We start from the raw sequence: 19,535 nt of genomic DNA on the forward strand, positions 1-19,535 counted from the left end.
GGAGGTGTTTTTCTTCTCTAATCCATTCTTTCAAGAAACTACGAGAATTTAGTGGCGTATAAGCCACCCATCGATGCATACACCGAACGCTCTCCATGCTCAATAGGAATGACCAATTCTACAATTGTGCCAGTACCCTCTATGCTTTTTATCTGCAAGGTACCATGATGAAGTTCAATAATTTTTTGACTCACTGTTAAGCCAAGCCCTGTTCCATTTTGCTTCGTCGTATAAAACGGAGTGCCAAGATTCTTTACTTGTTGTTCAGGAATTCCACACCCATCATCCGCGATCTGTACATGCACACTTCGTCCATCCCAGACATTTGCCTCAATGGTCAAATGCCCCCCAAGCGGCATTGCCTCAATTGCATTTTTCAAAATATTCATAAACGCTTGGCGCAACTGCATCTCTTCACACTGAACAAGCGGCAACGGACTCGCAATTCGCAATTCTACGGTGACGTTATTTTGTAAAATGAACGGTTGCAGTGGAGTCAATGCGTCCATCAACAACTTCCCTACATCGTACCAGCGCAGATTCATCGCTTGCGGTTTCGCGAGAATCAAGAATTCCTGAATAATCGTCTCGATCCGCTCTATTTCCTTATCCATGATCGAAATGTACTCTGATTTAAAATTCCCATTCTCGGAGAATCGCAAAAATCCCTTGAGGACAGTAAGCGGATTGCGAATTTCATGCACAATCCCTGCAGCCAGTTGCCCCACCACCGCGAGCTTTTCTGATTGCATCAACAACTGTTCAGCATGCTTACGCTCTGTGACATCATTGAATAGGCAAACGGCGCCCACAATGACCCCCTCATCAATCATCGGCGACATGATGTAATCGACATAAAATTTCGAGCCGTCTTTACGCCAAAACAAGGCATTCTCACAGCGTTTTACGCCTTCAAAGTCTGCCCCCAATTCCTCTTTTGCAAACAGCGAAACAATGCAGTTCTTTTCTCCAGATGCCATATTGCCATCTTGTAAATAATAAAACACTTCATGTGTATAACGACCGATGACTTCTTCTTCTGTATATCCTGTCATAGCAAGTGCTGACGCATTGCAAAACGTAATGCGGCCATCGAGATCAAGTCCATAAATACCTTCCCCAGCCGACTGCAAAATGGCATGTTGTTTGCGCGAAAGGTCTTCCAGTTCCATCCTCGTTCGCCGTTCCTCTGTAATATCACGAAAAATGCCAAAGACACCCACTTGATCTTCGCGCATCACCAAGGGTGACAAACGCAAATACACATCAATGAAATGTCCGTCTGCATGATACACTTGATAAATTCCTTCTTGCAATTCTCCGCGACAAGCGCGTGCATATGCAGCTAAGACACATCGGACATCTTGTTCTGCTACAAAATCACCAATGGTTGAACCAATAAACGCAAGGTTCTGACCGAGAATCGCATAACTTGCCGGATTCGCATCTAGCACAGTGCCCATTAAATCAAACCAGATGACTCCGTCGTGTAATTGTTCGATAAAGGAACGGTTGCGCGACTCGCTCTCCATCAGTTGCTTTTGCATATCGCGTTGTACGGAGATATCTCGTGCAATTGACAGGATGCCAATGGGTTGCGCACGGTCATCAAAAACTGGAAGTTTGCGAACTTCAAAAAGTTTCTTTGTGTGTGCCCCAGTCGGCAGTTCAATTTCAAATGCAATGAGCTCGCCAGAGTCAATTGCACGCTGATCAGTCACGCTAAATAGGGCGAGTTTTTCGTGATAGAGAGGGGAGATTTCTGCTAACTCAGCGTTTGTCTTCCCGCGATACGTTACATTGTGCAACCCGAAAAGATCGAGTGCAGCTTGATTGGCTTCCAGCCAATGCTGCTGTAAGCTTTTAAAGACAACCATGTCAGGCATCGCACACAAAAGTGCCCGCAAACGCCCCTCACTCTCCGCACGCGCGCGCTCCTGTCGATCGCGTTCACTGACATTGCGAACAATCCCTCGAAACCCCGTCTTTTCCCCGTACTTGTCACGCATCAATGTGATCGACACTTCAAGTGAAATCACTTGACCTTGCGCCCGGACATAGCTGATCGGAAGCGCCCGATTCGATCGTTCTTTACGATAAACACGAGATGCCGCTCGCATAATTTGAAAGGCGACATCAGAGGTGACAAGATCCGCCACAAGGCGCCCTCTTAAACAATCCCCGTCCACATTTAAAATGTCTGTCAGCGAGGTGTTAAATGCCTGGATACGACCAGACAAATCCACTTCATAATACCCTTCATACAACGCTTCAATCACTGAGTCTAGCGCTTGTGCATCGATGCCAAGCCGCCTGCGCAATTCTTTCGAATGACGATTGCGCGAAGCAAAGAGATAAAAAAATAGTCCATTTAACACCGCATAGGCAACGCTCACGCCTAAATCTAAAAAATGACCGGTACGTCCTCGCACATAAAATACAGAAAAACCCATCACAACGAGAAAAAACAATGCGTTTAGCACATAGAGAGAATAGACCGCGTCAGAGCTACGACCAATCGACTTTCTTCTTTGCTGATTGGTTTGCTGCAAACCCATCCCACTCTCTCCCTCAACCTCATCTGATCGACCTTGGAAAAAATAGAAATGACCATCTCCAAACGAATAGACAATCTCAACAACCTTACACCACGTCTGTGTATTTGGTGTAAGAACTAACATTCGACGAAAAGCGACCAATTTCCTTTGTATTTTTTGTAGAAAAAAGCCCCAGTCCGGAGACAGAGAGCAACGATTACGTTTATACATACACTTTGTGGAAACGTTTCTATAAAGATAACAAAAAACTCGAGTAGAATGGAAGGATTGGCCATCGTTGCGTCGAATATGTCTTCCAACGAGACTTCACGGAGACTTTTTACATTCTTTTATACAAAAAGGGAATCAAAAAAGATTGCCACCGCGTTCTCAGCAAAGTCTCAAACAAACGATTTCCTATCATAAAATAAGGGAGGGTTCAAATGAAACATCGCATGCGATTTTACAAGAAACCACTTTCGATTCGCGCTGCCAGTGTATTGACGATCACGCCACTGCTTTTTAGCATGCCGCTCGCTTTGGCCAATGCGAACACATCTGTAGCTGTCCCCCAAGGCGTCGGGCCACAAGTATTGAATGGTGCGACTGTCTTTGGCAACACCCCTGCCGACACACCTGTGACTGTGAGTATCATTTTGAAGACCGTCCATACACCTGAACTAGAACAATACATACAGCAGACGGTTACCCCAGGAAATCCACAGTACCGCCACTATCTTTCTGTGTCACAGTTTGCCGCACAATTCGGACAACCCGCACCGGTCATCCAGGCAATCACAAACTATTTGCACCAATTCGGCATTCAGACCAGCGTTTATTCCGACAATCTAAATATCACAGCAAATGGTACAGCCGGTCAGTTTGACCAAGCATTTTCTGTACAACTCCAAAACATGAAGTTCCAAGGAGTAAATTTTCACGGGACTGCCGCACCTCCGCACATGCCAGTTGCGCTCGCAGATCCCATACTCGCGGTGCTTGGCCTTACAAATTACGGAAACTTCAGCACACATTTAGTAAAGCCTCTGCCGCAGGAAAAATTTCTACCTACAAGTACCGACGGCCCTCCAGCAGGATCACAGACACCAGCCGATCTTGCCGCCAATTACAACGTGGACCCTCTCTATAAAGAAGGAGATTTCGGTCAAGGACAAACCGTTGGCATCGTCACACTCGCAAGTGTCAATCCTTCTGATGCCTATACTTTCTGGAAGTTAAATCAAATCCCTGTAGCACCCAATCGAATTCAACTCGTCAACGTCGATGGCGGAGCCGGACCAGTATCTGCTATGAGTGGTTCAGTTGAAACAACCATCGATGTCGAACAAGCTGGCGCACTTGCTCCACAAGCAAACCTCATTGTCTATCAAGCACCAAACACAGACTACGGTTTTGCCGACGCCTTTTTCAATGCGGTCACGGCCAATCAAGCAGATGCGATCTCAACCAGTTGGGGAGAGAGTGAGACCGCAGTGAACTACACCATCGCGCAAGGTCAAGAATCACCAAACTACGCCCAAGTCTTCAACGAAATCTTTATGGAGGGGGCTAGTCAAGGCATCTCAATGTTTGCCGCCGCAGGCGATGCAGGCGCCTACGATGCAGCTAGCGATCTTGGGACAACCAACCTGTCAGTGGATAATCCTGCAGATAGTCCGTACATTACCGCTGCAGGCGGAACGACACTTCCGGGCATCCAAAATTATGGGGCCTTTACGATTGATATCCCGCAACAACGCACCTGGGGATGGAATTATCTATGGCCATATTGGCAACAATTTGGCGCAAGCAGCGAGGCGAGTTTTGCAGAAGCACTCGTAGTGGGAAGTGGTGGAGGATACAGCGCGCTTTTCCCCACACCTTGGTACCAGCAACACGTACCAGGCGTCAACCAGTATTTTGCCGTTCCAAACTTAGTCCCGATTGACCATAATACCGCATGGAATTTTAACCCTGATCCACAGGTGATTCGAGGGGCCAATCAAGGACGAAATGTCCCTGATCTTGCGCTGAACGCAGACCCTGCAACGGGTTACGGCGTGTATAGCAGCACACTATTTGGCAATACAGAATGGGCCGTCTATGGGGGAACCAGTTTCGTCGCCCCACAATTAGCTGGCCTTACCGCCTTAATCAACCAGCAGGCAGAAGGGCGCGTCGGATTTTGGAATGGGCAAATCTACCGCTTTGCCACCCGTCCGCAATCCCCCTTTCAGCCGCTCGACACGACAGGAGCCAGTAACGACAATCTTTATTACACGGGCGCGCAAGGCGCGATCTACAATCCAGGAAGCGGACTTGGTGTTCCGAACATCGCCGCGCTTGCGACAGATTTCAGCCAACATCAAGAGTAGCCTGAGAAACTTCCCTCACCAACAGCCCACGACGCTCTGTACACTGCAGGCGTCCTGTGGGCTGTTGCCACAATCGCGAAGAACAGTAGTATTTATATAGCTCTAGCCTGAAGCAAACACAAAACTTTCCGCGTTAACTTTTGCCGCGCGGGAAAAAAACTCGACACATCGTGCCTCGATGTACCTCACTTTGCACGATCATCTTGCCATGATGCGCATCAACAATCCACTTGCCAATCGCGAGTCCAAGTCCTGTGCCACCCGTAGCACGAGACTTGTCCCCTCGATAAAAGCGGTCAAAAATATGGGGCAAGTCTTGCTTTGCAATCCCCATGCCCGTATCCGAAACAGATAGTTCAACATGCCCTTCATCTGCGTGACATTCCACGAGTACGCTACCACCCTTTGGCGTGTATTTCAATGCGTTGTCCAGTAAAATCCAGATGAGTTGAAGCAAGCGTTTTTCATCCGCTTGCAACACGATCTCGGGCTCGACCACAAAACTTACCTTCAGCCCCTTTTGTTCACACAGCAGCTGATATAAATCCGCAATGCGTTGCAATAACTCTGAGCACCGAACAGATTGCAGCGACAGTTCCAACTGTTTCGAGTCTGCCCGCGCCAATGTCAAAAGGTCATCCACCAGTTGGTTCATCCGTCGAGCTTCATTATCAATCGCAGAGATGCTTCCCGCTTCTTGTTCTACTGTATGAGTGGGATGCCGAAGCAATAGCTGCGCTTGCGCCTGAACGACTGCAAGGGGCGTACGCAACTCATGAGAAGCGTCAGAGACAAACTGTTGTTGCTTTTCCCACGATCTCCGAATCGGAATCAGCGCACGTGAAGCCAAGAACCAGCCAGCAACAACCGCTGCAAACAGTCCCGCGAGTAGATCAAATAAAATGAGAAACAAAAGGTTTTGCAACTCATGTACCTGATCGTCAATGTTGCGAATGACCTGCATCGTTCCACCACTAGGCAAAGCTCCTGCTGACATGGGGACCGGGAGATTTAAAACCCGAAAAGTGTGGTTTTGAATGGTGAGCGTAACCGGTCGTTTCGCCTCTAAAGCTGCCGCTAGCAATTTGAGATCACTTGTAGAAAAAGTATTTTCCGGTTCCTGTGACCAGATTTGGTGGCCTCGTGTCCATACGAGAAAGAGCGTTGGAACTTGACCAAAATGTGCGTGATCGACCGGAAGCCGCACAGTTGCAGACGGTTCGTGCCGATGCCGATTGGCCTGCTCCGCTCTATGTAAAACGATCTGGGCTGTCGTTCGCAAGGCGTGATCGACGCCTGCGTACAGTCGTTCTTTTGTAAACAAATATAATGTTCCTGCAATCACAAAGAGGATACAGGCAAAAACAACTGCATTTAAAATGGCTAACCGCAACCCGACCCGCTGAAACATGCCTAGGACTCCTTCAACATGAACCCGACTCCACGCACCGTGCGCACATACTCATCACAATGGAAGGGAGCTAATTTTTTACGCAGATAATGAACATACACATCGACCACCGTCGACCCGGAATCCGAATTAAACCCCCATACGCGATAAAAAATTTGCTGGCGAGTTAAAATTTGTTCCGCATTGATTAAGAAATACTCTAGCAGCTCATATTCCTTCACCGTAAGGTGCAATGGTTTATTGTCCACAAATCCGTCGTGCGCCTGCGGACGAATCTGAATGCGCCCATACGCAATGTGATCTTCGTGATAAATGCTGCCTTTGCGCCGTGCAAGCGCACGCACGCGCGCCAGCAATTCTGCCACGTCAAAAGGTTTTGTCAAATAGTCATCGGCACCATAATCAAGACCGATCACGCGGTCTTCCACACGATCACGTGCAGTGAGAAACAAAACGGGTGTCGTAAAAGATACCTTGCGAATCTCTTGCAACACGCGATGGCCGTCCAAGTCAGGCAGCATAATGTCTAAAATGATCACATCGCAAGGCTCTTGCAACGCTTTTTCTAATCCTTGGCGACCATCATGAGCCACATCTGTTTCCCATTTTTCCTCCTGCAGCGCCGATTCAATGACAGACGCAACTTCAACATTGTCTTCGATTACAAGCACTCGCATCAATAACCATCCTCACTTTTACGATCGTTCTCCCCCGATTCCCACATCCCTATCTAGTATGAGCGAGTTCTTTTAGATTTCCCTTAAATAAAACATGCAACGTTCATTCGAGCGCGAAAAAAAAAAAACGAAAGCGACCACGGATCATAAAAATGACATGGTTTTCTAAGAAAAATTAAAAACAAGCTTGTTATAACTACGTTGTCTCAAAAAAACTACTTCAAGGAGCGCGGTACCACATGAAAAAACCGAAGACACTTGTAGTAAACTCAGTCGCCATTCTTGGACTAACAGGCATAATCGGAGGCCTCGGAGGACTGACAGCCTTTGCCGCAACCCCTTCCACAGTCTCTGCGGGCAGTCCCACCTCCCACATCGAACATCATGGCAAACACCATCCAGATCAACAGTGGAAAGAACTTGCAAGCATCTTGAAGATTAGCCCAAAAACACTACACGCCGACTTAAAGGCAAAGGAAACCATCGCCGAGATTGCGCAAAAACAAGGCATATCAACCCAGACACTAACGGCAGAACTTGAAGCAAACTTCCAGTCACATCTGAATCGCGCCGTAGCAAATGGAAAGATCACCGCTGCACAAGAACAACGTCTGATCACCCAGTTTGACGCCCATGTTGGACAAATGATCAACCGCCCTGGCTTCATGCTCGACAAACGTCCTTTGGGAACACGTCCACATGGACAAATCGCCAAGCTTGCAAAACTTCTACATCTCAGCCCAAAAACACTGCGCGCCGACTTAAAGGCAAAGGAAACCATCGCTGAGATTGCGCAAAAACAAGGCATATCAACCCAAACACTAACGGCAGAACTTGAAGCCCCCGCCAAGACACATTTGGTGAAAGCTGTAGCAAATGGAAAGATGACCATCGCACGCGAGCAAGCCATTTTGGCGAAAATGAATACTCGCATAAGCAACATGCTAACACGCACGTGGCGATAGACTGTACATGATAACCCCCTTACACGACAGGAGCCCTTTTCTCGGGGGCTCCTGTTCTTTATCCGACAACCCTTGACAATCTCTCACGAATCTCGCACTATTACTACGTATGCATTATAACGGTTTCGTTATAAATGGCTGGATCTACAAGAAAGGACTGTCTTCTATGGACGAAGGAATGGAACTAGATCAACTCTTGCCGATGAGTATCGAACGCATAAAACGACTCATTCGCATGACGATTCGACAGGAGATTGTCCGCAAAGTGGGGGCTCCGGATCTGCGCATCATCGATTTTATCGCCTTGCGCATGATCAGCCGTCGCCCTGGACTAACCATCAAGGAACTCAGTACACACCTAGGTACCTCGCACAGCACAACTTCTGGCATGGTCGAACGTTATGAACGGATGCAACTCATCCAAAAAGTAGTCAATGAAACCGACCATCGTTCCTATCGACTCTATCTCTCTCCTAATTCCGAGGAAATCATGAGAAATGAAATTCGCGGCGTCACCGATGACTTGTTCGCTACACTGCTTCAGCAGTTAAGCAAAAAAGAACGCGAGGGATTGCAAATCGGCCTCAGTGGATTGTTGCGAGTGGTTGACGAACAGCTACAGCATTTTGCGAGCGATCATCCAACATGTGAATCATGATCTCTCGAAAATTGATCTCTAGTAAAAATCAAGCAGATTCAACAAACAGGGGAGTCTATTGCACATGAAAGAGCACATCTATGTCAAAAAGCTAATCCCCACCCTCGTCCTCACAACGATGGTCGGGTCCTTACTAGCCGGTTGTGGAACGGTAAGAAATTCACAAAACACCGCACTGCCTCCTTTACCTGTCAGTGTTGAAACAGTAGGCCTATCTCCTCTCTCTTCACAAAATACGTACTTAGGACAAGTTACTCCTTATATTCAAACGAGTGTATCCCCAGCCCTCGCTGGTGTATTGTCAACTGTCGACGTACGTCCTGGTCAAGTCGTTACGCGAGGTCAAGTCCTTGCTACTGTCAACACAAGCGAACTTCAAGCACAACTCGCACAAGCAGAGGCAAATGCAGGCGTCTCACAGGCCGAACTCACCTCTGCGATGGAATCAAACAGCCATTCCCTCGCACAAGCAGCAGCCTCGATCAAGACGGCGCAAGCCAATTTGGCGCAAGTGCAGACATCAGTGCAAAATGCCATCACGCAAAATCTCCAAGCCGTAAACACACAGACCACCCAATACCAAGACGCTGTCCAACAGATGCAAAGCACTCTCGCAGCTGATGCAAAGGCCGTCGCACTCGCACAGCAACAATTGCAAAGTGCACAAGTCAATCAACAAAATGTCATCGCACAAGCACAAAGTCAGTATCAGACGGCGATCGCGAACTTGAACGCGGTAAAAACCCAGCTAGCGAGCGCGCTCGCAACCGATCAAGCCAATGTCGCCACAGCCACACAACAAGTACAAATCGCCAGTACAACACTAAATCAAGCAGAAGAGACCAATCACCTGCTGACAGACCCTGCCGTCTTACAAGCGCAAAGTCAGTACGATCAAGCAGAAACTGCCCTGCAAAATGCAGAAAATGCGCTGCAACAAGAAGAAGCCAGTAGCGCACTGCAACAAGCGCAGGCAAGCTATGACGCAGCAAAAGCAAACTTACAAGCCGCCCAAGACAATCAACCGATCGCAATCGCGCAAGCGCAATTAGCACAAGCAAAACAAGCGCTCACATCAGCAGAGCAAAGCAAGTCCCTAAGCGTCGCAAAATCACAACTCGCACAGGCAAAAGCCGCACTGCAGGCAGCACAAGCTTCTGCAGCAAGCAGTATCGCCGCTTCCCAGGCACAACTGCAACAAGCCAAAGTGTCCTATGCAACCTTATTGGATAACCCACAACTCCAAGTCAATCAAGCACAACTCCAAGCATCTGAAGCAGGGGTTCAAGTAATTCAAGCACAAATTCAAAATGGCCAGATCCTCTCCCCACTCAGCGGCTACGTACAAGCTGTCAACGCGCAAGTAGGACAAGGCGTAGGTCCGACATCAAATTTCGTGACCATTGCTTCAATGAACCCTGAAATGGTCACGGTAGACGTCCCGGAATTTGATATTCATAAACTTCAGGTAGGAACCCCCATGCTCGTGACAGTGCCTTCGTTCAATGAGGTGTTACACGGTCATGTGCTAGCCATACACCCCGAGTTGTCAACAAACACACTTGCCTATCCAGTGGACATAACAGTGAGCGGAGGAAAAGCGCCTTTGCTGCCAGGCCTTGAGGTACAAGCGATCGAAGCGTCAAGCACCGCACACCTTGGCATCATGGTGCCAGCAGATGCTGTCCTCAGTCTACAAAGCGGTGCAAATGAAGTGTTCACTGTTGATCACGGGATCGCTCACGCACAAATCGTGCAAATCGGCGCAATGACGCAAAATGAATACCAAATTACAAGCGGCTTACGCCTTGGGCAAGAACTCGTCGTACAGGGGCAAAATCTACTTTCGCCAGGCAATCGCGTCACGGTCGTTTCCATAAATGGCAAATCCGTCAATCCTCTCTTGCAGCAAAGTGCTGCTGACAGTAAGCGCCATGCGCACAAAAAGGGGTCTTCTTCGTGAAAATCGCGGACTTTTCAATTCGTCGCTCCGTGACCATCACGATGATCATGGCAGCCGTTTTATTGATTGGCACCTTCTCTATTTTCCAGCTTCCGATCGAACTTGAACCTGCTCTCGATATCCCAGTCGCATCTGTTGCCACCTCGTGGCCTGGCGCCTCACCTGCGGAAGTAGAGCAACAAGTGACACAGCCGATCGAAAATGCTCTGCAAAGTCTGCCTGGCGTATCCGAGATCGACTCAACCTCATCACTTGGCAACAGCCAAGTCGTCGTCCAATTTAACTATGGCGTCAACATTTATCAAGAGGTAGACGATATGCGCAGCATTGTCAATCGCGTGCAATCCAAGCTGCCAAGTGATGCGACAACACCGATTGTGCAACAATTTAATCCCACCAATAAACCGATCATCACGATCGCACTCTCAGGAAATGAACCGTTGTCAGCCATCACGGACCTTGCGACAAACGTCGTTGAACCAGCCTTTGAGCATTTAAACGGCGTCGGGTCCGTCAACGTGATTGGCGGTTTGACACGTCAGATTAATGTTCTTGTCAATCCATCACGCCTCATGCTATATCATCTTTCCATTGGACAAGTAGTCTCCGCAATCTCCGCAGGCAATCTGACTGTCGACGCAGGTCAAGTCAACAAAGGCGATCAATTGATTCCTCTGCGCGTAAAAGGACAGATCACAGCACCTCAACAGATTGCTCAAATTCCGATCACAAGTGGTCAGGAAACCCTTAGCGTGGGTGACGTCGCCACCATCCAAGATGGCTATGCCAATGTTTCCTTTATCTCCACACTCAATGGGCAGCCAGCGGTCAGCTTTACGATCACCCAGGCGACGAACGCCAATACAGTACAAGTTTCACAAGAGACAAAGCAGGCCTTACGCCAATTGCAAAAACAATTGCCACCCAGCGTAAAACTCACGCTGATTAGCGACTCTGCAAATACGATTCAGGGGACGATCGATACCGTCGTCGAACACACCATTTTAGGTTTTCTAATCGGCATGCTTGTCATGCTGTTCATCTTGCGCAGCGTTCGCACAACCCTGATTATTGGCGTGGCGATCCCAATTGCCATGATCTCCACCTTTATCTTGATGAATGCAGCTGGACTCACAATCAATTCAGCCACACTAGGAAGCCTTGCCGTTGGCCTTGGTTCCCTCGTCGACTTCTCGATCGTGGTGCTTGAGAGCATTTTTCGCGCGCGACAGCGCGGGCTCAGTCCCGTTGAAGCGGCGAAACAAGGGACAGCAGAAGTTGGATTGGCCGTTGTCGTCGCTGCGATGGCGCAGATTTCTGTATTTGCGCCCTCCATCTTTGTACCTGGCGTTGCCGGACAGTTTTTTGGCCCCATCGCCATGACAGTAAGTTTCTCCCACCTTGCAGCGCTCTTTGTCGCAATCACGTTTACACCGATGCTCGCTTCGAAATTTCTAAAAGGGAGACGATTTGAATTAGAAGAGACGATACCCGGGAAAACCGCTCCCTTTCGCCCCTTGTCCCCCTTTGATTGGTCTGGCCGCGCCATGCACGACCTGACACAAGGGTATCGCAAGCTGCTCACGTGGAGTTTGCGGCACCGCGGGACTGTCATCGGGGGGGCTGTCCTCATGGTAATCGTCAGCTTTGCCCTCGTCCCGCTGATCGGATTTGAACTCATTCCAACCGTCAACACAAACCAGATCAGCATCACGACCACGCTTGCAAACGGGACCAATCTTGCTACAACGACGAAGTTCACACAAAGACTTGAACAACTCGCACAAGCGCATATGCCCGATGTCAAGTCGATGTTTGCACAAATCGGCAGCACCGCGTCTGACAGTTTTGGCGCGACCAATGCGTCGACCATCACGGTGACACTTGGCGCAAAAGCCCGTAACCTAGACGCCATCGCGCATCAGTTTCACCAATATGTCGCTGCCATACCCGGTGCGCAAATCGTTGTCGAGCCCGTCTCTGCGGCAAGCAATGGACCTGCCTCCGCAGGCGTACAAGTCGATGTGCAAGGGCCTGATTTACAGACACTCGCGATCTTGAGCAACGAAGTCGCACAAATCATGGAGCGCACGAAGGGGTTAGAATATGTAGATAACACACTCTCAACAGGGATGCCGGATGATCAACTGAACATCAACCAAGCCGCACTCCAACAGTACGGGCTCACTGAACAGCAAGTAGAGTCCACACTGCATGATGCCTTCCAAGGCGTGAATGCCTCCACGTACTTTGTCGGGGACAATCAGTACAACATCAACGTGCAGTTGCCAGAGAGCTTCTCACGCAATATTTCGAATCTCTCACAAATCTTTATTATGAACAACGCGGGGGACATGATTCCACTCGAGCAAATTGCGACACTCACGACATCGCAGGAACCCCCAGTGATTGATCATACAAATGGCGTGCGTTCAGTAACCATCAAAGCGAGTGTCTATGGAATTTCTGCAGGGCGCGCACAAAATCAAATCGCTGCGCAGATCCGACATTTGCGCATTCCGGCAGGTTACTCGATCAACTTTGGCCAAGAGGGGAAATTTATCGCGCAAGCGTTTGCTGATCTTGGAATCGCCGTCATCTTTTCAATCGTACTGCTTTACATGGTGATGGCAAGTCTTTTTGAATCGTTTATCACGCCCTTTGTCATCATGTTTTCCCTGCCCCCCACCTTTATCGGAGGCGCTCTAGGGCTTTTTCTCACTCATCGGTCACTGAATATCGATTCTTTTATTGGAGTGATCATGGTGATGGGCCTGATTGCGAACAATGCAATTGTGCTCGTCGATTATACAAACCAACTGCGTGCGCGCGGTCTTTCACTCACAAAAGCGCTTGAAGAAGCCGGGCCCATTCGCCTGCGGCCGATCCTCATGTCAACGCTCACCACCGTCCTTGCCATGCTTCCACTCGTTTTAGGATTTGGTACAGGCGGCGCAACACTAGCTTCAATGGCGACAGTCATCGCTTTTGGCTTGCTCTTTTCAACACTCGTCACCCTGATTCTCGTGCCTGTAGTCTATGTCACAACTGACAACAATCTCACGCGTATCAAGCGACTTTTCCACCGTACATCCCCCATGGATCCGACAATCCCCCAAGGGATGTAGGTCAAATAGAGACACCCATTTCATTTGGCAGGCCCGCCTCTTGCCCAAACACGAAAAGAGGCGGGCCATGCCAGCCCCGCCTCCCCGCTTCCTCACAGATCCCCGCCGTTTACACACGCTCACTCGATGCGCGCGGGGCGATGAAAAAAGTATCCTTGCGCATAAACCGCGCCCTCTTTGGCAAAAAAGTCTGCCTCTTCTTTTCGCTCAATGCCTTCTGCAATGACGGCCACACCTTCCTGACGCCAATAGGCAAGCAACGCTTTCATCATATACATGCGATACGCATCTTTTTCGATATAAGAGACCAGCTGACGGTCAATTTTCACATATTCCGGATGAACCATCGCAAGTGTATAAAGTCCCGAGTATGCGATGCCGACATCATCTACAGCAATTTGAAACCCCTGCTGCCGCAAAGCATGTATCTTCTGTAGCACTTCTTCCTGCGTGTAGGCAGCAAGCCCTTCGCGCTCAGACAACTCCAAAACCACCGCATGCGGATCCAGTGGAAAATGCGCAAGCAACTCTGTCCACGGTTCTGAGAACAGCGTAGAAAGATGAACATTCACAAACACACGCGCCGTATCAGCTACTTCCTGCAGTTCAGAACGATGAGCCAACAAACGTTGCAATCCCAAGCGGATCGTATACACATCCACCTCTTGGCTGCGGCCATGGGATGCGACAAAGGAATAGAAATGTTCCGAACTCGCAAAAGCTTCATGCGGCTCAGGGCGATTGAGCAGCTCAATTGCAAACGTTTGTCGCTGGTCATCACTACCTGGCATAAGCGTAACAATCGATTGATAGTAAGTAGAAAACAAATGGCTCTGTAAGGTAAGATCCACTTGTTTCATCTTTACTTCACAAGGAGTCAAGGTTTTCCGGCGTCGAAACATGCGATTCTCCCCCTAAAGCGAGAATAGCATGTTTCGAACAACCTGAAAAGGCCAGGCACCCACACGCATACGCTTTACTGCGCATTGCCTGCACTTGGCAAAAGAGCAGGCCACTGCGTAACATTCTCGTCGCCAAGTTGCCAATACCCCACTCCTGCCAAATGATCCTGCACCGCAAGTGCGCCCATTGCCTGGAGATGATTTACGCCATCTTGCCAAAATTCCCACTGCACACCATTTGCGTCTCGGTATCGATCGACCCACTGATTCGCTGCCGCATCAAAAGAGAACTGCGTTGCCTGTCCGTCTGCCAGCATCGCATCCATTGTAGAGAGTGGCACGCTGTGCATCTGCGTCGGATCGTTCGTCTGCCAGGCACGCGTGTAAAGAGGTAACCCTAAGATCACACGAGAAGCTGGCACCCCATCTTGCAACACAGTCTGCAAGTTGTCTTGTACCCACTGCTGCGTTGCGACTGGTCCTGGTGTCGTGTCACCACTCCAGTGCTCATCATACGCCATAAGAAACAGATCATCGACAGTGTTGCCAAGTTGCCCATAGTCATAGGCTTCTGACCATGAACCGGCAGATGGCACAGCCACGTCAATCGACGTCACAAGTCCTTGTGCGTGTAAAGTGGATGTAAGCTGCTGCATAAAAGCTGTCAAATCTGAACGCAAATTTCCAGGTACATTCTCAAAATCAATATTTGCACCATCTAAATGAGCCGTCTCACACGTAGTCGCGATGCTCTGTACGAGTGCCGTGCGCTGCGTTTGGCTGGAGAGCGCAGCAGTGAGCAGGTCTGGCTGTTCAGAGCCAAACAGTCCCCACACTTTTTTCCCATAGCTGTGCAGCGTATCCGCAAAAGACGCAGGCAAAGTACCCGTAAATTGCAAGGTGCTGTCTAAATGAAATCCATCATAGACAACCGTATTCACAGCGGTATCCTGCTCATCCTCCGCAAGGTCATTCGCAAGTGATTCCCCATAGTTAAACCCAAGTACAATCGGCGATCCACCTGCAACCACGGCCCCCGCAGTCGGAGCGACAGGAACTGCCTGTACAATGCCAAGCGGTTCATGCAAGGCAGCCTGCTGGCAGATCGCAAGCATATTTTCAAGTACCACAGCCGCGTCAGCACGCGTCAGATACACAGGGTCAGCGGATGCTGGCAAACCTGAAAAGACGCCAAGTTTCGTAACCGCAGCAAGTGGAGACACCCCTGCAGGCAAAGTATAGTGTAGCCGCGAATGCTCCAGCGCCGCGACAAAAAAGGAGGCAGCATCACCCCGCGAGGCCGCATAATTCTCATGGAAGCCCGTGCGCAAATCGATCCAATAGGGGTTTAGCCACCCCGCAAGTTCTGCACTTCCCACCACTTCATACGCCCAATTGCCAGCTGGAACGTCAGAAAAGAAAATGCCCTTAGATGCAGGTTGCACGTCCGTATACGGAGTGAGCGCATTCATTAAATACGCTAAAAACTGCCCGCGCGTAACCCAGGCATTCGGCATAAAGGTTCCATTTGCATAGCCGTGAAGAACTCCCGTTTCAGTGAGTTGAACAATCGCTTGACGCGCGAAACTATTTGCAATATCAGAATACGGATAGACTGCGGCAAATGCGATCGTAAATACACTCCCTGTTATCGCAGCAGCAGCAAATACACTCCCCATCTTCTTTCGCATGACCGTCTCCTTTATTTAGACTCGTAAATCTAGTATATCGGACATGTCGCCATGCGGCGCGCGGTATTATCTAACTGTATCGGTGTGTTTTACAAAATGCGACGTAAAGCCCCGCACTTCATCCCTGAAAATAGGAAAGCGCCTCTCAGATATACCTTCCTTTTGACAAAAATGCGACGCAAGAGCCGAAAAACTTGCTCTAGCAAATGAATTTATGATAGCTTTAAAAACGGTCCACCCCTGCGTGGGATGATGTAGGGCAAGTCATGAGAAACGATGGGATGGTGTAAGCAATGCCAGGAGTAAAACAGCGCATCATAGGAATCGGAGCCGTCGGCTTGATCACTGCCTTGACACTTAGCGGTTGCGGGACAAGCCCTAGTACGACCGCGGCATCGGCCCCCGCAAAACAGCAAAACAACGTGGTCGTCCACAACTCAACCGGTGGCGAATCCCTTGTAGAAGGCGGAGCACCCTATTCTGGAGCGGCGAAACTCAAACAATTTGAAACGACAGCAAAGAATCAGCCGCAAAATGAACAAGCTCAAATCAATGCAGCCATCAGTGCAAACATCAACGGTAAACCTCAACTTGCGATCCAATACTATCAAAAGGCCATTCAAATCGCGCCAAAAGATGCGATCCCGTATAATAATATAGGGAATATCTATTATCGAACACTAAACCAACCGCAAAAAGCACTCCCTTACTATGTGAAAGCTACACAAGTCAATCCCAGCTATGCCTATGGTTGGTGGAATCTAGCCTTGTGTCAAGGCCAACTCAAAGACGTGAATGCGGAAAAACAAACCCTCACACAAGCTCTCAAAGTCATTCCGCCATCAAACTCGCTGTACTCTGTACTCAAACAATTGCAAGCAACGGTGAACGGTACGAAATAGCGAAAAATAAAACCTCCTAAGCACCAATGGGTCGTCCATTGTCACGGAAAAGGATGACCCATTGGTGCCTAGATCGCAGACGTTCACGCCATCGAACGCACAGAAAGCGAGATAATGAATGGACAACCTGGCTATGGTGTACGAACAGTCTACAAAATTCAGGATGGGTGTGGTGTCGTAATGAGAGACATGAAGAGGGTTGGATTCCCATCACCAACGTGATCGCTGACGAGTAGATTGTCGAGTTTAAAAACAATAATGATTGAGAACAGAGCCTTAAAAAATTGCAAAATGATATGCGAACAGATAGCACTATTGGGCGGTAAACACACAATACTAACAAAAAAGCATCCCAGTGATTATAGACATCCGTCTCACAAGGCCCATTCCATTAAGGGTAACTGATATGAGGCAAAAATCTGTTCTTCTTCTAAGGCAGTGTGGCTCAACACAACATAACCTCCATTTCATTTTCTCAACACACAGGAGCAGCGGAAGTATTTTTAAGTGTTCTTGATCACTTTTTGAAGCCCACCAAACTGCCACCGCCCCATCTGAATTCCCGATTGGAAATAGCATGAAGGAATTCAAGACAGTCACCACAAGAAACCAGCCCCAAAACACAGGATCAAGTTTTCAATCCCCGAAAGCAAAACAAACACGCCCACAACCACTTGAGCAAGTACGCCTGCCAGCGCAACGGCAACCCCATGGAAGCCACTTGAAATCCCTTCGCTTTCCACAAATCCATTAAGTAATACAAGCCGTAATTGAAAGACGCCTGCACGGAAAAGACAAGGTCCGATTCCCACTTGAATACGTTTCTCCGCATTCAGAGGAGCACGTCCACTTTCGGACGTTGAGTGGCATCATTGGCATGATGTAACCGCAATCATAGCAACGCTTACTGGAAGGGTAGAACTTGTCGATCTTGATGATTGTTCTCCCATACCACGCCGCTTTGTATTCGAGTTGCCTGACAAGTCCCCCCAGCCGACATCGAGGCCACTGGAAAACTTGTGGTTTCACCGGAACAGCTAAAAAGGCGTGACAAAAGACAACCCCATTCCAGTTTTCTGGAGTACGGGTCGTCGTTTCGATGACTAAGTAGGTAGGTAAGAATGATTTCTGACCTGACCAGTTTCAATATTCGCTTTAAATTTACGGTGAATATGGACATGGCGCCTTGTAACTCCATGCCAACAAGACCCAAAGATGCCGCTACCTCATACCCGCGATTCGCCATAGGTTCTGCTTAGCACACATACATGCCCGCATCTTTATTGAATTGAAATTCCTCTTCTTTCTTGCGGCTCCCGTGTGTGATAGATTGATTCAATTGGCAGCCAATTCAATATCATTGTCGCTACTATACTTTATATTTTCCTTTTCCGAATAGGTAGTATCTCCGATGACCATCTTGACTTCCACGCCGGCTATCTTGTTTTTTTCAATCAGTGTTTGTAGCTGCTCCAAGTCATCCACAACCGTTTCTTTCAACAGATTAAGCATTTCTTGAACTTTCGGAAGCTGGCAGACGCCCCCTTCCGATTCGAGCACGGCGATGAGTTTTTGACAGTAGGCAATTTCGTCCTCCAACACATCGGTGGTATTCTTCGCTGAGAACTTGGTTTTTAGGGATTCATCGACCTTACAGTAGTGCTCCTTCAGCTCATCGTAAACGAATGAGAAGTCAACCAGTTCATTGACCTGACGCAACATATTATCCTTGGGAATAATTAAGTGATAGAGTTCGATGTATGGACATAAAGTCATGGATTGTTGTTGTCGAATCAGTGGACTCACCTGCTTCTCTGGATGCATTAATTATTTAGAAAAAAGACATATTCCCCGCAATTTATTGGGAGATTGTACCTTTTATGCAACCAGGGGGACTTTTTCAGTGGCCTCGTTCATATGGGGCGGGGTAAGAAATGTATGCGTTTTGAAACCAAATCCCATGAGATTTCGTCTACACTGCGTAGTTAAGAGGAGGGTGTTTTCGTGAAAAAAGTGTTTGTTTTTCTCGCAAGCCTACTGAGTGTGGCGATGTTTCTTACAGGGTGCGGTATCAAAAACAAAAACAATTTTGAAGATACTTCAAAAGATGTTTCTATAAATTATAATGCTTATAAAAAGTCAACCCCCACTTTTTCTCAAATAACTTATTTTAAAATAATAAACAGCAGCGCGTGGTTAATGAATAGAAATGGGATATGGCATGCGACTACAATTCAAGGCACATGGCACAAAGTATTTCATTTACAACATCCGTCGCTAAGCCCATCCGTACAATTTGACCCTGTTACTGAAAATATAGGCTGGC

At 48.4% G+C, this 19,535-nt stretch carries 14 protein-coding genes and 2 pseudogenes; 7 read left to right on the forward strand and 9 right to left on the reverse strand.

The features are described 5' to 3' along the window. Positions 1-38: 38 nt before the first annotated feature. Positions 39-2,681, reverse strand: coding sequence for a PAS domain-containing sensor histidine kinase (locus BM613_RS09465; RefSeq protein ID WP_181363022.1), 2,643 nt, complete (start codon positions 2,679-2,681; stop codon positions 39-41). 299 nt (positions 2,682-2,980) lie between these two features. On the opposite strand from BM613_RS09465, the gene BM613_RS09470 reads away from it, so the two are divergent. Then, complete coding sequence (locus BM613_RS09470) at positions 2,981-4,912, forward strand: S53 family peptidase (protein WP_109430941.1); 1,932 nt, start codon at positions 2,981-2,983, stop codon at positions 4,910-4,912. 133 nt (positions 4,913-5,045) lie between these two features. Here BM613_RS09470 and BM613_RS09475 read toward each other — a convergent pair whose 3' ends face one another. After that, positions 5,046-6,323: a sensor histidine kinase gene (locus BM613_RS09475; protein WP_109430942.1), complete on the reverse strand. Its 1,278-nt coding sequence runs from the start codon at positions 6,321-6,323 to the stop codon at positions 5,046-5,048. A gap of 2 nt (positions 6,324-6,325) precedes the next feature. Beyond that, positions 6,326-7,000: a response regulator transcription factor gene (locus BM613_RS09480; protein WP_109430943.1), complete on the reverse strand. Its 675-nt coding sequence runs from the start codon at positions 6,998-7,000 to the stop codon at positions 6,326-6,328. Positions 7,001-7,239: 239 nt separating this feature from the next. On the opposite strand from BM613_RS09480, the gene BM613_RS09485 reads away from it, so the two are divergent. The 4 genes from BM613_RS09485 to BM613_RS09500 all read left to right on the forward strand — a co-directional run bounded on the left by BM613_RS09485 (position 7,240) and on the right by BM613_RS09500 (position 13,714). Continuing rightward, on the forward strand, positions 7,240-7,965 hold the full coding sequence (locus BM613_RS09485; RefSeq protein ID WP_109430944.1) for a hypothetical protein: 726 nt from the start codon (positions 7,240-7,242) through the stop codon (positions 7,963-7,965). A gap of 166 nt (positions 7,966-8,131) precedes the next feature. Next, positions 8,132-8,623: a MarR family winged helix-turn-helix transcriptional regulator gene (locus BM613_RS09490; RefSeq protein WP_181363023.1), complete on the forward strand. Its 492-nt coding sequence runs from the start codon at positions 8,132-8,134 to the stop codon at positions 8,621-8,623. 64 nt (positions 8,624-8,687) lie between these two features. Beyond that, a complete protein-coding gene (locus tag BM613_RS09495; protein ID WP_109430946.1) occupies positions 8,688-10,586 on the forward strand; it encodes an efflux RND transporter periplasmic adaptor subunit in 1,899 nt (632 codons plus the stop codon). Next, on the forward strand, positions 10,583-13,714 hold the full coding sequence (locus tag BM613_RS09500) for an efflux RND transporter permease subunit (RefSeq protein WP_109430947.1): 3,132 nt from the start codon (positions 10,583-10,585) through the stop codon (positions 13,712-13,714). The genes BM613_RS09495 and BM613_RS09500 overlap by 4 nt, the downstream gene beginning before the upstream one ends. Before the next feature lie 119 nt (positions 13,715-13,833). Here the strand turns inward: BM613_RS09500 and BM613_RS09505 are convergent, their stop codons facing one another. Then, on the reverse strand, positions 13,834-14,616 hold the full coding sequence (locus BM613_RS09505) for an EAL domain-containing protein (protein ID WP_109430948.1): 783 nt from the start codon (positions 14,614-14,616) through the stop codon (positions 13,834-13,836). A gap of 74 nt (positions 14,617-14,690) precedes the next feature. Next, positions 14,691-16,307: a glycosyl hydrolase family 18 protein gene (locus tag BM613_RS09510; protein ID WP_109430949.1), complete on the reverse strand. Its 1,617-nt coding sequence runs from the start codon at positions 16,305-16,307 to the stop codon at positions 14,691-14,693. Between the two features lie 293 nt (positions 16,308-16,600). Here BM613_RS09510 and BM613_RS09515 point away from each other — a divergent pair, with 293 nt between their 5' ends. Then, positions 16,601-17,209: a tetratricopeptide repeat protein gene (locus BM613_RS09515; RefSeq protein WP_109430950.1), complete on the forward strand. Its 609-nt coding sequence runs from the start codon at positions 16,601-16,603 to the stop codon at positions 17,207-17,209. 596 nt (positions 17,210-17,805) lie between these two features. On the opposite strand, the gene BM613_RS14885 is transcribed toward BM613_RS09515, so the two are convergent. The 4 genes and pseudogenes from BM613_RS14885 to BM613_RS15795 all read right to left on the reverse strand — a co-directional run. Beyond that, complete coding sequence (locus BM613_RS14885; RefSeq protein WP_146192787.1) at positions 17,806-18,021, reverse strand: hypothetical protein; 216 nt, start codon at positions 18,019-18,021, stop codon at positions 17,806-17,808. Further along, on the reverse strand, positions 17,960-18,238 hold the full coding sequence (locus BM613_RS09520) for a zinc ribbon domain-containing protein (RefSeq protein ID WP_181363024.1): 279 nt from the start codon (positions 18,236-18,238) through the stop codon (positions 17,960-17,962). Before BM613_RS09520 ends, BM613_RS14885 begins: the two co-directional genes overlap by 62 nt. A 103-nt stretch (positions 18,239-18,341) precedes the next feature. Continuing rightward, a pseudogene (locus BM613_RS09525) lies at positions 18,342-18,880 on the reverse strand (hypothetical protein); the annotation flags it as partial. Next, positions 18,863-19,006, reverse strand: a pseudogene (locus tag BM613_RS15795) (IS5/IS1182 family transposase); the annotation flags it as partial. The pseudogenes BM613_RS15795 and BM613_RS09525, both read right to left, overlap by 18 nt. A 207-nt stretch (positions 19,007-19,213) precedes the next feature. Here BM613_RS15795 and BM613_RS09530 point away from each other — a divergent pair. Further along, the coding region (locus BM613_RS09530) for a hypothetical protein (RefSeq protein WP_146192788.1) at positions 19,214-19,535 on the forward strand (322 nt) is incomplete at its 3' end.

Source organism: Sulfoacidibacillus thermotolerans (assembly GCF_003144315.1).
GTDB classification, from domain to species: Bacteria; Bacillota; Bacilli; order Alicyclobacillales; family SLC66; genus Sulfoacidibacillus; species Sulfoacidibacillus thermotolerans.